The sequence below is a fragment of the Aquisphaera insulae genome (assembly GCF_011064615.1).
Classification (GTDB): Bacteria; Planctomycetota; Planctomycetia; order Isosphaerales; family Isosphaeraceae; genus Aquisphaera; species Aquisphaera insulae.
In genome coordinates this window covers 29,752-49,342 of the sequence record NZ_JAALJH010000045.1, presented here as the reverse complement: position 1 = coordinate 49,342, position 19,591 = coordinate 29,752, and the positions used below count along the sequence as shown (strand labels likewise).

The following is a 19,591-nucleotide window of genomic DNA, read 5'->3' as shown; positions in this document are numbered from 1 at the left end:
CGCTCAGCCGCAGGGGGCGGGGCGGGGGACCTTGCCAAGGACCTGCTCCAGGGACTCGAGACCTTCCGTGATCTCCAGGCCGATGCGGAGGGCGCGCAGAGGGACGGCGCCGAGTGTCGAGGTGCGGAGCTTGACGAAATCCTTCTGGGTGGTCAAGACGAGATCCGCCCCGCCGCGGCGGGCCCACTCGGTGAGCTCGGCCACGTCGCCGGCGCCGTAGGGATGGTGGTCGGGGAAGACCTCCAGGTCGCCCAGCTCGCAGAGCGGCTCGAGCGTCCGCCGGAAGCCCATCGGGTTGCCGATCCCGCAGAAGGCCAGCACATGCTTGCCGGCGAGATCGCCGATCGGCCCGGCCGGGCCCTCGGCGTCCAGCAGGTCGATCGGGGCGTGCCGCGTCCGGATGAACGGGATGCCCGGGGCCGCCCGCTCGACCCGGCGGCGGATGGCCTCGACCGCGGCCGCGTCGATCGTGTCGGCCCGCGAGAGGATGACCGCCGACGCCCTCCGGAGCGAGCTCACCGGCTCGCGGAGCAAGCCCCGCGGGAAGAGCCGGTCCAGTCCGAAGGGATCGAGGGCGTCGAGCATGACGAGGTCGACGTCGCGCGCCAGGCGGCGATGCTGGAAGCCGTCGTCGAGGAGGATCAGCTCGGCCTCGAGCTCCTCGACGGCGATCTCCGCGAGCTTCACGCGGTCCGGATCCTGGAGGTGGGGGACGTCGTTGAGGTTCTCCTCGAGGACCAGCCCCTCGTCGTTGATCCCCCCCTCGTGGCCGTAGCCCCGGCTGATGAGGGCGACGCGCCAGCCCTCGCGTCGATACCGGCGGGCCAGCCATTCCACCATCGGGGTCTTGCCCGTCCCGCCGAGGGTGAGGTTGCCGACGGAGATCACCGGGACCCGGGCGCGAGATGCCGGCTTCCAGCCCCGATCATAGGCGAGGTTCCGGGCGCGGACGGCTGCTCCGTACCCGACGGCAACCGCACCGAGGCCCAGCCGCGCGACGGCCGCGGCGGGGTTGTGGATCTCGCCCCGCACCAACCGCAGGAACCATTGCGGATCAAGCCTGCTCACGCTGCCCCATTTCGGTCCTGACGGCGATCCGCCCCGAACCGTTGACGACTCGCCCGGATTTCCTCAAGAACGCTGGCATTCACGTCCCGCCAGGGTTACCATGTTGAGGACGGGCCGACAGGCTAAACGAGGCCGCCAGGCCCGTCAAGCCGCGCGCTTGGGACGCTTCCGGAGCCAGCCTCAATGGTCTACCCCCCCCAGGAGCCCAGCCCCCTGATCGCCCACTGGATGGAGCGTCATCGCCACCCGGTGAGCTTCGTCTTCCACCTGATCGGCATCCCGCCGACGATCCTGGGCGTCCTGCTCTTCTCGATCTACGTGGGGCTGCTCTCGGTCCCGATCATGATCCTGTCGTTGTCGCTCTTCTTCGGCGGCTTTGCCCTCCAGTTCGCGGGGCACCTCCTGGAAGGGACGGATCCCGGCGAGGTCATCTTCTTCAAGAAGAAGCTCGGGCTCCCCTATGTCGAGTTCGCCACCCAGCGTGGCAGTGCGGCCCCGGCGCCGCCCTCCGCGGCCGACCGTAGCACGGGCAAGCCGGCCGCCGCCGCGGGTTGAGTCTCGACGAGTCCTCCCTCCCGCTCAGGTCGTGGCTCCGCGGGCCGGAAAAGCGATCGGGAAGAACGCGCCTCGGCCCGTCCCCTTGAGTTCGCGGCGCGTGGCCTGCGCGGCCGGTCGGCTCGTGTCTTCAGCCGATTTCGACTGACGACAAGTTTGGACTAGGAGAGAATCCGGATAATCCGTAAGATCCCCCGCATCGATTCAAGTCCCACGACTCGTAGTTCCGATACAAACCGATGTCAGGATCTTCCGGCCAGTGGCCGGAGATCATCGCCAGGGTGTGATGCGTCGCTCTGGTGACAGTCCCGATCAGGTCAGGCTCTGGGCCGGAGTCAGCACGTCTTCCCGGCCCTCGGCGGTTCCGCGAGTCGTTCGATGCGGGGCATTCGAGATCCATCGAGCAGGGATCTCGGAGCAGGGACAAGAAAACCGGCGAGGAGCCAAGCCAAGGACGGCGCGGCGCGATCCCGCGGCTTGAGTGACGCGTCACATGGCGAACTTTGTCAAGGACGGCGGGCCATGCGATTGACTCTAAGCACGAACCGGTGGACTCCTGCTGCCCTGGCGGCGGTCTGGTTGTTCTCCTCCGGTTGCCAGAGGCTTCCTTACATCGACCAGTCCAAGCAGGTCCCCCACGACAACATGGGGAAGATCGCGCTGGAGGACCGGGACGTCAAGCAGGCCGACTTCCTGAGCAGCAGCCTGCCCATGCAGCTCCCGAAGATCGCAAAGCCGCGCACGACCAACGACCCGGAGGCGCAGGAGCTCTGGCCCTTGACGTTGCAGGAGGCCATCCGGATCGGCCTCGACAACGCCGAGGTCATCCGCGTGATCAACCTCGGTGCCCAGGGCATCCCGATCGAGGGCTTCGAGCCGACGTTCCTGTCGCCGGCGCTCGCCGCGGGCTCCGCCGGCCAGGCGGTCCTCGGCGGCGGCGGCCTTGCCAGCGTCTACGACCCGGCCCTGCAGGAGACCCAGATCGCCCAGGCGCTCTCCGTCTTCGACACCGCGTTCACGACCCAGATCAACTGGGGCAAGAACACGCAGCCTTTCAATAACGCGATCCAGGGCGGATCGCTGACGCTCTCCGGGCCCAAGACCCCGGTCGTCTCGATCCAGGACACGGTGAACTACCAGTTCGGCCTGCAGAAGCGCGGGGCGACCGGCACCCAGATGAGCATCGTGCACAACATCAACTGGCTCTACCAGAACAGCACGTTCCTGGTCACGCCGTCGGTCTACACCACGAACCTGCAGATGAGCATCACCCAGCCGCTCCTGGGTTCGGCCCCGCTCCCCGGCCAGCCGGTGAACAACTTCAGCAACCTGGTGGGCCTCGAGGCCAACCGGGCGCCGATCGTGATCGCGAGGTTGCAAGCGGATGAGAGCGTCTGGAACTTCAAGCTCAACGTGATGGAGCACGTCCGCTCGATCGAGCAGCAGTACTGGATCCTCGCCCGCAAGCACGTCCAGCTCTGGTCGTCGGAGAAGGCGGTGGACCTGGCCCGCGAGATCGTCAATCGCGAGCAGGCCGAGCTCGTCGTCGGCAAGGGGACGGTGGCGGACGTGGCCGAGGCCCAGCAACGGCTCGAGCAGTTCAGCCTGGAGCTGGTGACGCGGACCTCGGACCTGCTGACCACCGAGCGTCAGCTCCGCAACCTGCTGGGGCTGCCGCCGGCCGACAATCGCCGGATCATCCCGGTGACGCCCCCGACGGAGGCCCGGCTCGAGCCCGACTGGGATTCCAGCGTGGCCCAGATGCTCACGTTCTACCCGGACATCGTCCGCCAGCAGATCGCCGTCCGGGTGGCGGAGCTCCAGCTCGTCATCGCCCGCAACCAGTTGCTCCCGCAGTTGAACCTGAACCTGCTCTACCAGCTCAACGGCCTGGGCGAGCAGCTCGACAGCGCCGAGGCGGTGATGACCGGTGCCACGATGAAGGCCCTGGAGCCGGTCGTGGCCGCCAAGGAGCGGGCCGCGGGCCTGCCCGGCAATGCCGGCCTCTACAACAACTTCCACACCTGGCAGGTGGGCTTCACCTTCCAGATGCCGCTGGGCAATCGGTCGCCGCTGGCGAACACCCGGTATGCCCAGTACGGCCTGCTGCGGCAGCGGGCCTTCCTCCAGCAGATGGTCCACCAGCGGGTCCACCAGCTCAGCCGGTACTACCTGGAAATCGACGCCAACTACAAGCAGTTCAAGACGGCTTCTCGACTCCGGGCCGCGGCCGCCCAGCGGCTGGACGCCCAGCGGGCCTACTACGAGGAAGGCCGAATCACGATCGACCGGTTCCTCGACGCCGTCAGCCAATACGCACAGGCCGTCGCGACCGAGGCCGAGTGGAAGACTCTCTACAACATCTCGATCATCGTGTTCGAGGAGTCCAAGGGGACGCTCCTGGCCTACAACAACATCGCCGTCGCGGAGGGCCCGCTGCCTCGCAAGGCGTATGTCCAGGCCCGAGACATCCAGAACGCCCACCGCAAGCTGCCGATCCCGCACGACGGCCCGATGTACGATCCCAAGCCTTCCGGCCCGGTGAATCCCGACACGGTCCCGCCGAACCCGCCCCCGGGCGTGAACCCCGGGCCCGTCCCGGCGATGCCGGCCCCGGTCGGCCCGCTCGGCCCGCCGCCCACCCCGTCGGCCCCGTTCCGGCCGGCCGGCGAGCCGCCGATCCTCTCGCAGAAGCCGGCCAACGGCGGCGGCGAAGGCATCCCCGGCGCAGGCGGCATCCCGACCTCACCGACGGGCGCCCCGGCCATGTTCCCGACCTTGCGGCCGGCGGCCGACGCGGCGACCACGCCCGCGTCCATCCCCGCGGCGGCCCGGGCGGAGACCCCGCCGGCGGCCTCGACGCCCACGGCCCCCGCCGCCCAGCCTGCGGCCGAGCCCGCCCTGCCGCCGTTGCCCCCGGCCACGGCCGAGCCGGCTCCGGCGTCCGCCCCGGCCGCTCCGGCCCCGGCGGCCTCGGAAGAGCTGCCCGAGCTTCCCGCGGACATCGGCCTACCGCCGCTGCCGAAGTCCTGAGCGGCCGCAAGCCGCCGCAGACCATACCGAGCCCGCCTCCTCGCCAGGGGAAGCGGGCTCGGTTCGTTTGTTGGAGGCGCCGGCTCCTGCTGGACGGGGCTCATTCGTGCCGGAGGATCCGTGTATCCCCGCGCTTCAATTCCAGCTTCAGACTCGGCCCGTCGCCCAGGCGTTCCGAGGTCAGCGCATCGGTCCACGTCCAGGACGAGCCGCGAGCCGAGCCGACGGGACGGACCGGCCCCCGGACGGTGATCGGGCCGTCCTGCGAGGCGTGCAGGACGACGAACGGCGCCCGGGCGTAGACGTTGCAGTCGGTTTCGGTGTAGAGGTGGACCCCCGCCGCGCGGGCCGCTAACCGGAGGATCTCGGTGGACAGGCCGGGCGTGCCGACGAAGTAACGCGGGCCGTCGGGCGAATCCACCCTGGCGACCGACGCGGAACCGTCGGCATAGGTTGCCAGGCTCCCAGCGTGATCGAGGCCCGTCGCGGCGAAAAGCGGTCGGATCGGCCGGTCGGGACCGAACGCAGTGACGAGGCCAAGCCTCCGGCCGGCGTCCGTCGGGACGGACTTCGCGTGGGCCGGGACGGTCACCAGGTCGAAGCCCGTGAGGTCCTTCATCGCCCCGAGGGAGGGCCGGGCTCCGTCGAAATAGCCGGGGGCATAGCACCAGATCACCGCGGCGCCGCGGAGCTGGTTGACGAGCGCCTGCCGCCCCGCCTCGCTCAGGCGCCAGGCGTTGAGGATGACGTAGAGCTTCGCCCGGACCCGCCCGGCGAGGACGTCGTCGAGGAGATACTGGCCGTACGGCGCCCCGAGGCGGCCGAGCGCGGCACGGACCTCGTAAAGGCCGGGGCGGGTGACCTCCACGCCGGCCGGCGCGGTCATGATCATCATCCGCTCGTCGATCACCGCCGCCACCTCCGGCCGGTACGGGCCGGGGCGGTCCAGCAACGGCTGATCGATGGCCCGCAGTCGATCCATCTCACGCCACATGCCGGGGTCGTTGAACCACCCCGTGGCGCCCAGGTCCATCCACCAGGTGGCGAAGTTCCGCACGGCCTCCTGGCCGACGTTGCGGAGCAACTCCCGGTTGGTGTCCTCGAGGGTCGAGACGGCGTCGATCGCGCCGGGGAAATCGCCGGTCCCGAGGTAGGTGCGCGTGTCGTCCTCGTAGAGCCACATCTTGCCGGCCAGGGCCACGCTCTCCGCCGCCGTCATGGCCGGGGCACTCTGGCCAAGGCCCCGGTCGAAGTAGGAGATCGGCGAGCAGAGGATGTCGACGTCCGGCGAATCGAGGATCCGCCGGAGGGCGTAGTGACCCGAGACCGCCGACCCGTTCGCCACCGGGCCGAACTCGAACAGGTATCCGTAGAAGAAGAGGACGAGCTTCCTCCCCTTCGACGCCACCCGGACGGCGTGGGCGAGGTCGCGGACGCAGTCGCTCATCGCATACTGCTGGAAGTCGGCCCAGTCGATCAGGGCCTGCTCGCGCGACGGGTCGCGGAAGACGCCCGAGGGCGAGGCATGGCGGAGGGCCGGAGACGGCACGAGGACCTCCTTCAGGCTCGCCGTGCCCTCATTCCAGGCGGTTCGCAGGCGAGCGTCGGTTTGGTAGCGACCGGTCAACCAGCGTCGCCAGGCGGCGAGGTCGGCGGGGGCGTAGCCGGAGAGGGCCGGGTTCCAGGTCCCCTCGTAGAACCACTCACCCGTGTTCTGGCCGCACGGATGATAGCCGGCGACGTGCTCGCCGAAGGTGGCCTCGATGTGCTCGACCAGGGCACGCAGCCGCTCGGCCGCATCGCGCCGATACTCCGGCGAGGCGACCACGACCAGGGCCCGGCGACCGTCTTCCCACTGCATCCGTTCGCCCGGATGCTCGTCGAGCCACCATTCCGGGGGCATCATCCCGATCCGCGGCAGGAGGAGCGCGCGAGGGTTGGCGTCGAGGACCTCCCGGCAGGCCAGGTCCACGGCCGACCAGTCCGCCGGCCGGCCCGGGCGGGGCCACGGGACCTCGAACGGGAAGCTGACGAAATCGACGCCCACGCCCGCCGCGAGCTTGATCTGCTTCGCGAACGGATCCTCCGGCCCGCCCAGGTGGACGTAGGTCTCGCCCGGCCGATAGAAGGCGACCATCAGGTCGCGAGCCTGATGCGCGTTGACCCAGAACGTCGCGCGGTAGCGATGATCGCGCTTCAAATGCAGGTTCGCATGGTGATGAAGATGAAAGTCGGGCCAGGCGTCGCCCGGCTTCGAGGGCGCGGTCAGCTCGATCCGCAGGCCCGCCGATCCGTCCTTCCCCGCGCCCGGCGTCACGGCGATCTTGCCCACGGTGTTCTTCTCGTCGGGAGGCCAGGCCGACCAGTCCGCGGCGAACGAGCCGGGGCCGTCCTCGAATCCGCGGCGCGGCAGGATCTCGCGGCCGTCGGCCAGGTCGACGACGCGGATGTCGTCGAGGTCGATGGTCCCGGGCTTCGAGCCGAAGCGGAAGTGCATGGTCGCGGTGTCGGCCGTGTCCCGGGCCCGGAACTCGAACGCGACCTCGCGCGGGCCGGCCGCCGCGGCGATCGGCGCCGAGCCGGGGATGCCGAAGAACATCCGGGGCCTCACGGGCTTGCCGTTGACCACGATCCGCGGGGCGCCATGGGCCGCGTCCACGCGGACGGTCAGCGGATCGGCGGCGAGTGCCGCGGGGAAAGGGAGGGCCAGGAGGAACGCATGGCAAGCCGCCGTGAAGAGTGTGTTCAGACGCATCGGAGTGAATCTGGGGGAAGAGGTAGGATCGTTCGGGGGGAGAATCGGCATGCTTCCGTTTACGATAGCAGGTCGGCCGCGCAATGCGAGTCCGTGGACATCGCCCAGTCATCGATGTTCTGGAGAGGAGGCGGCATGCCGGGCGCGGAGGGAGACGAATGCGATTCGACGCGGCTCGCGTGATCGAGATGGCCGAATGGCTCGGTGGCTTCCGGCGACGAAACGACGGCCGCGAGGAGGAACTGGTGCGGCTTGTCGAGGAGGGATTCCGTGACCTTGGCTGGAGCGTGAATCGGCCCGGCGGGTTCGTGGTCGCCTCTCGTCCCTCATCGGCTCCGGCTCGGGTCGTGGTGCAGATCCCGCACGTGACGACGCGGTTGGGGATGTGGCGATGGCGCCTCGGTCGAGCGCTCGCCTGGATTCAAGGGCGCGAGATCGAGGCGCCGGACCGCAGCGATCTCGGGACGTGCGCCGGGCTCGGGTTCCTGATGGAGCTGGCCAGGACGTGGCCCGGCTCGCGATCGAGTCGCGTGGACCTGATCCTGGCCGTCCCGGAAGGAGACCGCGACATGACAGATGCCGAACTGGACCCCAGGCCGACCCTTCTCCTGGATGTACTCGCGCCCGGCGTGGGCCGGGGGATCCTGATCGCCGGTCGTCGGAGCGACCTCGTCCTCGAGGCCGCAAGAGACCTCTGGATTCCCCATCGCAGGAACCGGGTGATCACGACGCTTCTCCCCATGTCCGCCGTGATCCTCGGGGACGGTCACTTCGAGGGCGAAACGGCGACGATCGACCCCGGCGCCCTCGATCGCACGGCCCAGCTCGTAACCGAAGTCGCCCTCCGATGGGGCAAGTCCCACGCCAGGAATCCCGCCGCTCAGGATGATGACCGCCGCAACGCCCCCAGGTCCTCCCAGAACCCCGGATAGGTCTTGGCGACGCAGCCCGGGTCCCTGATCGTCACGCCCGGGACCTTCAGCCCGGCGAGGGCGAACGACATGGCCATCCGGTGGTCGTCGTAGGTGGCGATCGTCGCCGGGCCGGTCGCACCGGCGTCGGGCGGCGTGATGACCAGGCCGTCGGGCAGCTCTTCCACCGTCGCGCCGAGCTTGCGGAGCTCGGCGGCGATCGCGGCGATGCGGTCGGTCTCCTTGTGGCGAATGTGGCCGACGTTCCGGATCCGCGTGAAGCCCCGGGCAAACAGGGCGACGACGGCCATGGTCATGACCGTGTCGCTGATCGCGTTCATGTCGACGTCCACCCCCCGGAGCGGGCCGCCGGTGACCGTGATCCGCTCGGGCTCGCGGACGACCGTGCATCCCATGTGCTCCAGGATGTCGGCGAAGGCGACGTCACCCTGGATGCTCCGCGTGCCCAGGCCCTCGATTGTCACCGTGCCGCCGGTGATCGCGGCGAGGGCCATGAAGTAGCTGGCGGCGGAGGCGTCCGGCTCGACGGCGTACTCGCGCCCCTGATAACGCGACGGATAGACGTCGAACCGGCGGAATTTCCGCTCGCTCGGCTTCGCGCCGAAGTCGCGCATGACGGCCAGGGTCATCGCCACGTAGGGCTTCGAGACGAGCTCGCCCTGGATCTCGATCGTGGTCGGCGTGCGGGCGTAAGGAAGCGCCATGAGGAGCCCGCTGAGGAACTGGCTGGAGACATCCCCGCGGACCATGGCGAAGCCCCCTTCCAGCCCGCGGGCCGCCACCGTGACGGGGGGGCAACCCGTGCCGAGGTCGCTGCTCGCCCGGGCGCCCAGGCCGTTCAGCGATTCGATGAGGTCCGAGACGGGCCGTTCGCGCATCCGGGGCGAGCCGTCCAGGTGGTAGGTCCCGACCCCCGTGGCCACCATCGCGGTCAGGAAGCGGAGGCTCGTCCCGGAGTTGGCGAGGTGGAGCGTCGCCTCGCGCGCCGGCAGCCGGCCGTTGCAGCCCAGGACCCGGATCGTCGCGGCCTTCGTGCCATGCTGGACGTCCACGCCGAGCGCGCGGAGGGCCTGCACCATGACCCGGGTGTCGTCGCTGTCGAGCGCCCCGGAAAGGGTGCTCGGGCCCTCGGCCATGGCGGCGACGATGAGGGCGCGGTTGGTCAGGCTCTTGGATCCGGGGACGCGGATCGCGGCCTTCGGGGGCTCGCCGGTCCAGGGTTCGATCGTCAGCTCGCTCGGATAGTCGGGCATCGTGGGAGTCGGCTTTCTGTCGGTTCAATGCAGGGGGAGAGTTGGACCCGGTTCGGGGTTCGGCAGCAGGGGGGCCAGGCGGCGGCGGACCTCGTCGGGGTCGATGCCGGCGATCAGGAAGCGTTTCTGCCGCGAGGTCTCGCCCGAGAGGAGCCCGACCTGGGACGACCGGCAGCCGAGCGCTTCGGCCAGGACCTCGCCGATGGCCGCGTTCGCCTTCCCCTTCTCCGGCGCGGCGGTCACGGCGACGCGGAGGGACCCGGCCCGCTCGCCGATCACGGCGTTCCGCTTCGCGCCGGGCTGGGCGTGGACGGGGACGATCGTCCCGTTTGCGTGTGGCGTCAGGCCGATCATGCTTCCACTCCCTCGAAGAGCGCGGAGCCGACCCGGACGAGCGTGGCACCCTCCTCGATGGCCGTTTCGAAGTCGCCCGACATGCCCATCGAGAGCTCCGGAAGTTCCAGCCCGGTCCGCTCGCGGAGCGTGTCCCGGGTCCGGCGAAGGAGCACGAATGACGGCCGGGCCGTCTCGGCATCCGTCCCCCAGGCGGCCATCGTCATCAGGCCGACGATCGGCACGGCGCGGCAGGAGGCGATGGCGTCCGCCTCCTCGATGATCGCCGTCGGCGACCAGCCGTGCTTGGCCTCTTCCTCCGAGGTATTGACCTGCAGGCAGATCCCGGGCATCCGCGGCAGGTCCGCCGCCAGCTCGTCCAGGGCCCGGAGCAGGCGGAGCGAATCGACGGCGTGCACCATGTTCACCAGGGGGATGGTCCGCCGGGCCTTGTTCGACTGGAGATGGCCGATCAGGTGCCAGCGCGGGGCGGGCGCCGACCCGGAAAGGGCCTCGGCCTTCCGCCAGAGCTCCTGGGGGTAGTTCTCTCCCAGGTCCACGGCGCCGGCCGCAAGCAGGGGGCGGACGTGCTCCACGGGGGACTTCTTGGTGACGGCGACGAGCCGAATCGAATCCGAGGCGCGTCCGGATCTGCGGGCGGCATCCGTGATTCGCGAGCGGACCCGGGCGAGGTTCTGGACGATCCGGGAGTCGTTTTCGGAGGATAGCTCGGGCATGGCGACTGGGGGGCCGGCAGGTGACGAGGGCACGACGATCGACTATTCTCCATGATGCCCGGGGGCGGCCGTCAAGGCGATCCCCTGGCGACTCAACCCCGGATGAACGGGGCTTCCCTTCGTTGCTTTCCCCGCATCGTGAGAGGACCTGCGTTTCATGAGAGCCGCGACGATTCTCCTCGGCGTCCTGTCCGCGATCCTGGTCGTGGCCCAGTTGGTCATGGGCATGCTGATCCGCACCGGCGAGGCCTCGGTCGGCCTCCGGACGGCGCATTTCCACTCCGGGACCCTGATGGTTCTGGTCACGCTCGCCTACATCGCCCTTTCCCTAACCTCCCTCTTGACCAGACCGCGGATCAACTGAGGTCGGGCGAGCCGGAGCCCGGACTTCCTCGTCCTCATCGTCCCGTCAGTCCACGCTCAGGATCGGCTCCACGTCCCCGTCGCTCGTGAATCGGCCGACGAAGAACCGGGCCGTCGTCTGATGTCCCAGGAAGACGCGCGACGCCGGCGCGGCCAGGCTCCGGTAGATCACCAGGGTCTCCTCGCGCCCCCAACTTACGCGGACGGCGAAGGCGACGTCCCTTCCGCAGACCTTGGAATCCCGAGAGACCGTCAGTACCCGCCAGCTCAACGGCTTGCGATTCCGTTGCGAATCCCAGGAAACCAGGAGGGGGAGCCAGCACCGTCGACCCACCGGCGCGACCGATAGGGAGAGCCTCCGCTCGGGAGTGATCGAGAACGCTCCGCGATCGGTATGGTAATCCAGCGAAGGAAGCGAGATCGGGAGGACCTGGGCGGACTTTCGAGGCCCCGTCGGGCGAAGCAGCAGGCCGCGCGAGCCGGGGATGGGCGCGGTCACGATTCCTTCGGGGATCTGCCAAGTCGACTCGATGGGAGGCGCATCCGGCTGGGCGGCCCGGATCCCCTCGACCTGGTCGGCGAACAGGGCCAGGGAACGGCCCCGGAGGAGGAGGGCCGTCCTCGTATGGCGGAGTCCGCCGGCCGTGTAGGTCCACTCGGCCAGGTCGGCCGCCGAGGAGGACTGCCAGCAGGTGGGCCGGGCCGCGGTCGCTTTCCCCTCGGAAGCCGTCGAGGGGCTCCAGTCGTGACCCAGCCAGGAGACCCCCGCACCGACGAGACCGAACTGGGTGCTCGGCCCGGCCTGGCGGTGATCGACCGCGATCAGGTCGTCGCCCTTCTGCCAGCCCGGCCGGAGGACGGCGAGCACCCTGCGTTCGCTCGACCAGGCCGGGAGCGGCGGCGGGACGTGTGCGGAGGCGACCCCGGGGACCCACCAGGCGATGACCCGAGCCTCCGCGGATTTCGGGAAGAGTCGGGCGAACCGATGGAGGACATCCTGGACCAGATCCCTCTCGGCCCCGGCCGAATCGCCCGTGGCGGGCCTTCGGTCGATCGTGGAGGTCCTCAGGAGGATGCGGACGAGGTTCGTCAGGCCGTCGTCGATCCGGCCCGGCCATCCCGGCCGTCGATCGCGGGCCTCGAGCAGCCGACGGATCACGGGCGCCAGAGAGGGGAGAGGGAGCCGGCCGGGGCCGCCATCGTCGTCAAGCTGCTGCTCCAGCCATCGTTCGAGGGGCGACGATCGGCTTCGGTCGGTCCAGGCCTCGAGCGCCTTCGAGAGACGAGAATCGAGAGACGTTATGCCGTCCACGAGCGGGTTTTCCAGGGGGGCTGGCAGACCTTGATCCGCAACAGGAATCACGGAACAGGAAGCTGCTGGATTCTTGAGCGGGCCTGCCTAGGAAACACACGCCCTGGGCTGGAGCCTGGACTCGACAGGGGCCGGGAGCTGGCCGCCGCGGGCGATTTCCCTGGAATTTTCCGCTCGACGTAAGTGCTGAGTTCTCTTGAATGATCGGCCCGAGGACAGGGCCGGCTTTGGAGGAATTCGGGCGTCCGACGGGGGCTGAAATCGATCTGGCACTGGCTTTGCTTTTTACCTATCCCGTGTGACGCAGGGGACGACAAGATGAGCAGCTAGCGAATCGAAGTCCTCGCCGCACTTGACAACTTACAAGGAACCACCCCACTGGCGACGGTCGGTTCACCTCGGTGAACTGGCTCACCGCCAAAGGGCGAGCGGGATGCCTCGCACGACCCCCCGCTCGCCCTTTCTCACACGCAGTGGCACCGGGCCCGATAGGCCCGGATGCCGGCCAGAAGCCAACTGGCCAGTTGACTCGGTGAGGTACGACCGAGGGAGAGGCGGTCGTACCCTGCTGATTCTCTGGCCGGTTTTTTCCACCGCGATCCTCGATCGGTCGACGACCGGTCTGGCAGGATCTCCCAAGCTACCGGCCAGTGTAATCGTTACCGTACGGCTGAGGGAGAGGCAGCCGTACTGCACCGATTCGCTGGCCGGTTCAAAACACGCAGGAAATCCGAAGGACACAATCGCGGAGTCTCGACGATCCGCACCGAGCTAACCGACCAGTTGACTCATCAGGGTATGACTGAGGGAGAGGCAGTCGTACCCTGCTGGTTCTCTGGTCGGTTTTAAAACACCGGCAACCAGCCGAGTGAACACGAAGGTGGGTTCCCGAAGACCCGCCCGAGTCTAACCGGCCAGTTGACTCATCACAGTACGGCTGAGGGAGAGGCAGCCGTACCGTGTTGGTTCACTGGCCGGTTTTTTATTTCGAACGTCCGCCAGCCCGAACCGCGGTCGGGAACCAAGTTCGGAGGGGATCACCGGCCTGCGCCGGGCTCGACCTAATTTCGACCTCCTGCACCCGGCCGATTCAGGGACTCGAGGCGGAGCAGCGGCTCCATCGGCGCGATCACGAGGATGGTGTCCCCCGGCGACAGGACGATGTCGTTGTTCGGATTGACTTGCACGCCCGATCGTCCCTGATGCATCACGACGTTGACGATCTTGTCACCCTGGAGGTCGCCGACGGTCAGGTCGACGAGCCCTCCGTCCTCGGAAACGACCAGGTCGGTCAGGTGAACGGACTTGCCGGATAGCTGGAACGGGTGATAGACCTTGCGGCCCATGGCCTCGGCGATGAACGCCGGCGCGGCGACTCGCGAGGTCGAGATCACCGGCATGGCAAAGGCGCCGACCACCTTGGCGGCGAGCGTCTCGTCGAACAGGCGGAGGACGATCCGGGCCGTCGGGTTCATGTCGCGGGCGGTCAGGGCGATGTCCATGTTGGTCAGGTCGTCCGCGGTCGTGAGGATGATCGCCTTCGCCTGCGCCACGTTCGCCTGCTCCAGGATGGTCTCCATCCGGGCGTTCCCCAGGATGACGGGGATCCCGCGATCGAAGAGGTCGGTCAGGAGGGGGTCGTCGGTCGCCTTGTCGATCGCGACCACGGACTCGCGAATCTCGAGCAGGTCGCGGATCACCTGATAGCCAACCATGCCGACGCCCACGACGACGAAATGATCCCGGCAGAGCGAGGCGAGCATGCGGTTCCACTCCGGCTGATTCTGCTTGCGGCTGAACATCAGGAAGGCGAGGCGGATCACCGAGTCCGCGATCGCGCCCAGGCCGACGATCGGGATCAGGAAGAAGAGGGGCTGGAGATACCACTCGTCCGGGAATTCGATCGAGCTCTCGAGGAAGATCATCAGGAAGACGGCGTGGCAGGCGCGCGGGAAGCTCAGCGGTTCATGATGGTAGCAGGTGTGAAGCAGCAGTCCGCCGCCGACGACCAGCGAGGCGAAAACGCCGAGCGCCCAGCGGAATTCCCAGAGCAGGTAGCGGTTGAACCGGGCATAGACGCGAAGTCGGGCCGGGATTCGCAGGTGGGGAAGCATCATCGTCGGAACGGCCCGCGCGGGTTGCATCGTCGATCCACACGAGTATCATGATAGCCCGCACATGAACCCGCCTCCAATGGTCGCCAGCACGCGGTAGGTCCACCCCCGCCCCGCCTCGCCCCCGGAGATCGACCTTGTCGACATCGCGATTTGACTCGACTCGCGCTCGTAGGGGCGGAGCCTGGCTCGTTCTCGCCCTGGCCCTCTGGCGAATGACTCCCTGCGTCCAGGGCTTCTCCGAGCCGGAGCCCTGGCCCCTCCGGGACGGCGATCGCATCGTCCTCGTCGGCGACACGCTCGTCGAGCGCGACCAGCGTTACGGCTACCTCGAGACCTGCCTGACGCTCCTGAATCCCGAGCTGAACCTGACGTTCCGCAACCTCGGCTGGAGCGGTGACACGGTGGCCGGCCTGTCGCGGGCCGGGTTCGATCCCCCGGAGGCAGGCTTCAAGGCGCTCGTCGAGCAGGTGAAGGCCGCGAAGCCGACGGTCCTGATCGTCGGCTACGGCATGGCCGACTCGTTCGACGGCGAGGCGGGGCTGAGCCGCTTCGAGGCCGGATTCAACCGGCTCCTCGGGGCGATCGCGCCGGCGCCGGGCCGGTTGCTGCTCCTCTCGCCGATCCCCCACGAGCGACTCGGCCCCCCGCTCCCCGATCCGGCCCCCCACAATCGGGACCTCGTCCGCTACTCGGACGTCATCAGGAGACTCGCCGAGGCGCGGGCGGACAGCCTCTACGTTTCTCAGCTCGACAGCTTCAGGCCGAGCGACCCGGCCTGGCACTACACCGACGACGGCATTCACCTGACGCCCGCGAGCTATCGCGAGTTCGGCATGCTGGTCGCCCAGCGGCTGGGCCTCTTTCGCCGGGCCGGCTTCGGCTGGGACCTCGCCCTCGGACCCGACGGCCAGCCCCGCAGGCGGTTCAACGTCGAGGTGCTGGAGCGGAAGGAAGTACCGGGCGGTTACCGGCTCGTCCTACGCGACCGGTATCTCCCGATCCCTTCGCCCCCGGTCGAGATTCCGGACGGCCCGCACTTCGCGAGGGACCGCTCGCCCAACTTCCGCGTCGAGGAGTTGCCGGCCGGGACTTATCTCCTCCGGATCGACGGCAAGGTGGCGTTCCGCGGCGACCCCAAGGCGCTGGCGAAGGGGATCCGGCTCGATCGCGCGGCCGACTTCGAACGCGTCGAGAAGCTCCGAGAGACGATCAACGCCAAGAACGAGCTCTTCTTCCACCGCTGGCGGCCCCAGAACCAGACCTACCTGTTCGGCTTTCGCAAGCACGAGCAGGGGAACAACGCCGTCGAGATCCCGCGATTCGATCCGCTCGTCGCGGCGAAGGAGAAGGAGATCGCCGAGCTGAAGAAGCCGGTGAGCCACGTCTACGAGATCGTCCGCGAGGGGGAGGTTGCCCGATGAAGATCAACCCGATTCGACCCGCGCTGGTCGCGATGATCGTCCTCCTGGCCCCGGCCGCCTCGAAGGCCCAGCGCGCCCCGTTCGCGATCCCCGATCCCGACCCGGAGATCGAGCGGAAGTCCTTCATCGTGGCCGACGGATTCGAGGTGAATCTCTACGCCGCGGACCCCCTCATCTCGAAGCCGATCCAGATGAACTTCGACCCCGCGGGCCGGCTCTGGATCGCCAGCTCCGAGGTCTACCCCCAGATCCAGCCGGGCCAGAAGGCCAACGACAAGATCCTGGTCCTGGAAGACGCCGATGGCGACGGCCGGGCCGAGAAGACCACGGTCTTCGCCGACGGCCTGCTGATCCCGACCGGCGTGGAGCCCGGCGACGGCGGCTGCTACGTGGGGAACAGCACGGAGCTGCTCCACCTCAAGGACACCAACGGCGACGGCAAGGCCGATCAGACCCGGGTGATGCTCTCCGGCTTCGGCACGGAGGACACGCACCACATCGTCCACACCCTGCGATGGGGTATGGACGGCATGCTCTACTTCAACCAGTCGATTTACATCCACAGCCACATCGAGACCCCGCACGGCGTCCGCCGGCTGGGGGGCGGCGGGATCTGGCGATTCCGGCCCGAGACGATGGAGCTCGACGTCTTCATCCGCGGCCTGGTCAACCCCTGGGGCCATCACGTCGACCGCTGGGGCCAGTCGTTCGCGACCGACGGCGCAGGGGGAGAGGGCATCAATTACTGCCTCCCCGGGGCGTATTACACGACGGCCCCGGACGCGGTCCGGATCCTCCGGGGGCTCAACCCGGGGAGCCCGAAGTACTGCGGGCTCGAGATCGTCGGCGGCCGCCACCTGCCGGACGACTACCAGGGGAGCCTCGTCACCAACGACTTCCGCGGCAACCGCGTCTGCCGGTTCGTCGTCAGCGACGCCGGCGCCGGGTTCGCGGCCCGCGAGCAGTCGGAGCTCATCAAGACCCGCCACGTCGCCTTCCGGCCGATCGACGTGAAGATGGGCCCCGATGGCGCGATCTACATCGCCGACTGGTACAACCCGATCATCCAGCACGGCGAGGTCGATTTCCGGGACGACCGCCGGGATCACACCCGCGGCCGTATCTGGCGGGTCACCGCCAAGGGCCGCCCGCTCGTCCCCCGGCCGAAGCTCGTCGCCGCCGCCGTGGCGGAATTGCTCGATGCCCTCAAGGCCCCGGAGGGCTGGACCCGCCACCAGGCCCGTCGCGTCCTCAAGGAGCGAGGCGCGGCGATGGTCGCCCCGGCGCTGGAGGCCTGGGTGAAGCGGCTCGACCCGAAGGCACCGGAATTCGAGCTGCTCCGTCTGGAAGCCCTCTGGACCTACCAGGCGATCGACGCCATCGACCCCGACCTGTTGCGGGCCGTGATCGAGTCCCCCGACGCCCGGGCGCGGGCCGCCGCCGTCCGGATGCTCAGCCTGCGGCACGATCGCTTCCCCGATGCCCCCGACCTCCTGGCCCGGCGGGTCGAGGACGAGAATCCCCGGGTCCGACTGGAAGCGGTCCGAGCCCTCGTCATGCTGCCGTCGCGGCGGTCGGCCGAGGTCGCGCTGCGGGCGCTCGACAGGCCCACGGATGTCTTCCTGGATTACGCCCTCTGGCTGACCGCCCGGCAGCTCCGCGGCGACTGGCTACCGGCGGTGGAGGCCGGTGAGGGGACCTTCGAGGGGAATGCCCGCCGGCTCGTGTTCGCCCTCAGGGCGGCGGGCTCCACGGACGTGCTCAAGCCGCTGTTGAGGCTCTTCCGCGAGGGCCGCGTGCCAGCCGACCAGGATGAGAGCGTCGAGACGCTCATCGCCTCGCTGGGAGGCCCCCCGGAGCTCGCCCTGGTGCTGGACCTGGCCGAGAATCAGCCCAAGCTCGACGCCTCGCGCCGGGCGACCCTGCTCGGTGCGCTGACGCGGGCGACGCGGGACCGGAAGGTCGTGCCCTCGGGCGACCTGGGAAGGCTCGGCCGGCTGATCGACGCCCCCGAGGTCCCCCTCCGCGTCGCGGCCGTGCGGGCGGCCGGACTCTGGAAGGTGAAGTCCGCCGTGCCGAGGCTGGTCGAGCTCGCCCGCGACCCCTCCACGCCCGCCGAGGTCCGGGCCGAGGCGATCGAAAGTCTGATCGCGATCGGGACGTCCGAGGCGCGCACGGTGGTCGACGAGATCGCCTCGAAGTCCGCCGATCGGGCCGGGCAGGCCCTGGCGCTGGGCTCGCTGGCCGCCCACGACGGCGCGGCGGTCTCGCGCGCCGCGGGCTGGCTCTCCGGCCTGGCCGACGATCAGGGCGCGGTCGCGGTGTCCGTCCTGGATCGCGTCCTGGAACGGAAGGACGGTCCGGACCTGCTGGCGAAGGCCCTGGCGGGTAAGGCCCTCGCGCCCGACGTGGCGCGGCTGTGCGTGCGAGCCGCCCGGGCGACGGGCCGGCCCGTCGAGGACCTCGTCGCGGCGGTCGCGAAGGCCGGTAAGCTCGAGGCCGGCACGCGCCGGATCGACGCCCCCGGGATGGCCGCCTTCCTGGCCGAGGTCGCGAACTCGGGCGATCCCGCGCGGGGGGAGCGGATCTTCCGGAGCAAGGAGATGACCTGCCTGAAATGCCACTCGATCGCCGGTGCCGGGGGGCAGGTCGGGCCGGGCCTCGAGAGCATCGGTGCGAGTGCCCAGCCGGATTACCTGGTCGACTCCATCCTCGAGCCCGGCAAGGCGGTCAAGGAGAACTTCCACGCCACGGTCGTCGCCACCGACGACGGCCGCCTGATCACGGGCATCCGCGTCCGTCAGACCGACACCGAGCTCGTCCTCCGCGACGCCGAGGACCGCGAGGTCGCCATCCCGCTCAACCAGATCGAGGAGCAGAAGCCCGGGGGATCCCTGATGCCGACGGGTTTGACCGACTCGCTCACGCGCGGCGAGCTCGCGGACCTGGTCCGGTTCCTTTCCGAGCTCGGCAAGATCGGCCCCTATTCCGTGAGCAAGGACCGGATCTTCCGCCGCTGGCAGACCCCCACGGTGGGCGCCGAGGCCGCCTCGATCGTTGCGCGGGAAGGCGCCGAGGCCCTGGTCCGCAAGCCGATCCAGGAAGGCTGGTCGTCGCTCTACACGACGGTCGGCGGCTCCCTGCCGTCGGCGGACGTCCCGGCCGTGAAGTCCGCCGGGGGGACCGCGAAGCTCGGCCTGGTGCGGACCCAGCTCCAGGTCATCGATCCCGGACCCGTGCGGATCGCCGTGTCCGGGCCGGTGTCGACCGCCTGGATCGACGACCGCCGCGTCGACATCCGGGATGCAGCGATCCGGGCCGACCTTTCGGCGGGGACGCACACGCTCTGGCTGGCCCTCAGCCTCGGGGATTCGGCCGCCCCGTTCCGCGTCACGCTCGAGGATCAGCCGGGCTCGGCGGCGAAGGCTCAGGTGCTCCTCGGGAAATGAACCCTGATTCGCAGGTCAGCCTCGACCGACCCCATGATACACTTGTATGCGGTCGACCCGCGGTGCTCGTACCAGGCGGATCCGTTCATCATGGCTGACCACGATCACAAGCCGGACCGTCCTCCAAATCCCTCGGAGCCGTGCCGCCCCGCGTGCCCGGTCTGCGGCGGCAAGCTCGAGGAGCGCAAGGGGAAGCTGATCTGCTCGCGCTGCCGGACGATATGCGAGACGTGCTGCGAGGGGGGACGGGGCTGATCGGGGTT

General features: G+C 69.2%; 14 protein-coding genes. 7 read left to right on the top strand and 7 right to left on the bottom strand.

The genetic code is table 11. The features are described from left to right. Positions 1-3: 3 nt before the first annotated feature. Entirely contained in the window at positions 4-1,068 is a 1,065-nt protein-coding gene (gene lpxK / locus G6O54_RS21845; RefSeq protein WP_165227998.1) for a tetraacyldisaccharide 4'-kinase, read from the bottom strand. A gap of 183 nt (positions 1,069-1,251) precedes the next feature. Between lpxK and G6O54_RS21840 the strand changes: the two genes are divergently transcribed. Then, complete coding sequence (locus G6O54_RS21840; RefSeq protein WP_165227996.1) at positions 1,252-1,623, top strand: Mpo1-like protein; 372 nt, start codon at positions 1,252-1,254, stop codon at positions 1,621-1,623. 522 nt (positions 1,624-2,145) lie between these two features. After that, positions 2,146-4,656 (top strand): TolC family protein, encoded by a 2,511-nt coding sequence (locus tag G6O54_RS21835; protein ID WP_165227994.1) that lies wholly within the window; start codon positions 2,146-2,148, stop codon positions 4,654-4,656. A 100-nt stretch (positions 4,657-4,756) separates the two neighbouring features. On the opposite strand, the gene G6O54_RS21830 is transcribed toward G6O54_RS21835, so the two are convergent. Beyond that, positions 4,757-7,411: a beta-galactosidase gene (locus G6O54_RS21830; RefSeq protein ID WP_165227992.1), complete on the bottom strand. Its 2,655-nt coding sequence runs from the start codon at positions 7,409-7,411 to the stop codon at positions 4,757-4,759. Between the two features lie 158 nt (positions 7,412-7,569). Here G6O54_RS21830 and G6O54_RS21825 point away from each other — a divergent pair, with 158 nt between their 5' ends. Beyond that, positions 7,570-8,343 carry a hypothetical protein gene (locus G6O54_RS21825; RefSeq protein WP_165227990.1) on the top strand — a complete coding sequence of 258 codons (774 nt, stop codon included), beginning with the start codon at positions 7,570-7,572 and terminating at the stop codon, positions 8,341-8,343. On the opposite strand, the gene aroA is transcribed toward G6O54_RS21825, so the two are convergent. From aroA to G6O54_RS21810, 3 genes are read right to left on the bottom strand one after another with little or no spacing between them, the layout of a single operon-like run. Then, positions 8,292-9,596: a 3-phosphoshikimate 1-carboxyvinyltransferase gene (aroA, locus tag G6O54_RS21820; RefSeq protein WP_165227988.1), complete on the bottom strand. Its 1,305-nt coding sequence runs from the start codon at positions 9,594-9,596 to the stop codon at positions 8,292-8,294. The genes G6O54_RS21825 and aroA overlap by 52 nt on opposite strands. Positions 9,597-9,620: 24 nt before the next feature. Continuing rightward, the gene (locus G6O54_RS21815) at positions 9,621-9,950 is read right to left on the bottom strand and encodes a DUF167 domain-containing protein (protein ID WP_165227986.1); all 330 of its coding nucleotides are present in this window, start codon (positions 9,948-9,950) and stop codon (positions 9,621-9,623) included. Next, complete coding sequence (locus G6O54_RS21810; RefSeq protein ID WP_165227984.1) at positions 9,947-10,666, bottom strand: YggS family pyridoxal phosphate-dependent enzyme; 720 nt, start codon at positions 10,664-10,666, stop codon at positions 9,947-9,949. The genes G6O54_RS21815 and G6O54_RS21810 overlap by 4 nt, the downstream gene beginning before the upstream one ends. Positions 10,667-10,823: 157 nt before the next feature. Between G6O54_RS21810 and G6O54_RS21805 the strand changes: the two genes are divergently transcribed. Then, positions 10,824-11,030, top strand: a complete 207-nt coding sequence (locus tag G6O54_RS21805) for a hypothetical protein (protein ID WP_165227982.1) — start codon at positions 10,824-10,826, stop codon at positions 11,028-11,030. Between the two features lie 45 nt (positions 11,031-11,075). On the opposite strand, the gene G6O54_RS21800 is transcribed toward G6O54_RS21805, so the two are convergent. Further along, positions 11,076-12,341, bottom strand: a complete 1,266-nt coding sequence (locus G6O54_RS21800; RefSeq protein ID WP_165227980.1) for a hypothetical protein — start codon at positions 12,339-12,341, stop codon at positions 11,076-11,078. A 1,061-nt stretch (positions 12,342-13,402) separates the two neighbouring features. After that, on the bottom strand, positions 13,403-14,458 hold the full coding sequence (locus G6O54_RS21795; protein WP_165227978.1) for a potassium channel family protein: 1,056 nt from the start codon (positions 14,456-14,458) through the stop codon (positions 13,403-13,405). Positions 14,459-14,592: 134 nt separating this feature from the next. Between G6O54_RS21795 and G6O54_RS21790 the strand changes: the two genes are divergently transcribed. The 3 genes from G6O54_RS21790 to G6O54_RS21780 all read left to right on the top strand — a co-directional run bounded on the left by G6O54_RS21790 (position 14,593) and on the right by G6O54_RS21780 (position 19,583). Then, on the top strand, positions 14,593-15,879 hold the full coding sequence (locus G6O54_RS21790) for an SGNH/GDSL hydrolase family protein (protein ID WP_165227976.1): 1,287 nt from the start codon (positions 14,593-14,595) through the stop codon (positions 15,877-15,879). Next, positions 15,876-19,328, top strand: coding sequence for a PVC-type heme-binding CxxCH protein (locus tag G6O54_RS21785; protein WP_250847021.1), 3,453 nt, complete (start codon positions 15,876-15,878; stop codon positions 19,326-19,328). Before G6O54_RS21790 ends, G6O54_RS21785 begins: the two co-directional genes overlap by 4 nt. 90 nt (positions 19,329-19,418) lie before the next feature. Then, a complete protein-coding gene (locus G6O54_RS21780) occupies positions 19,419-19,583 on the top strand; it encodes a hypothetical protein (protein ID WP_165227928.1) in 165 nt (54 codons plus the stop codon). Positions 19,584-19,591 lie beyond the last annotated feature (8 nt).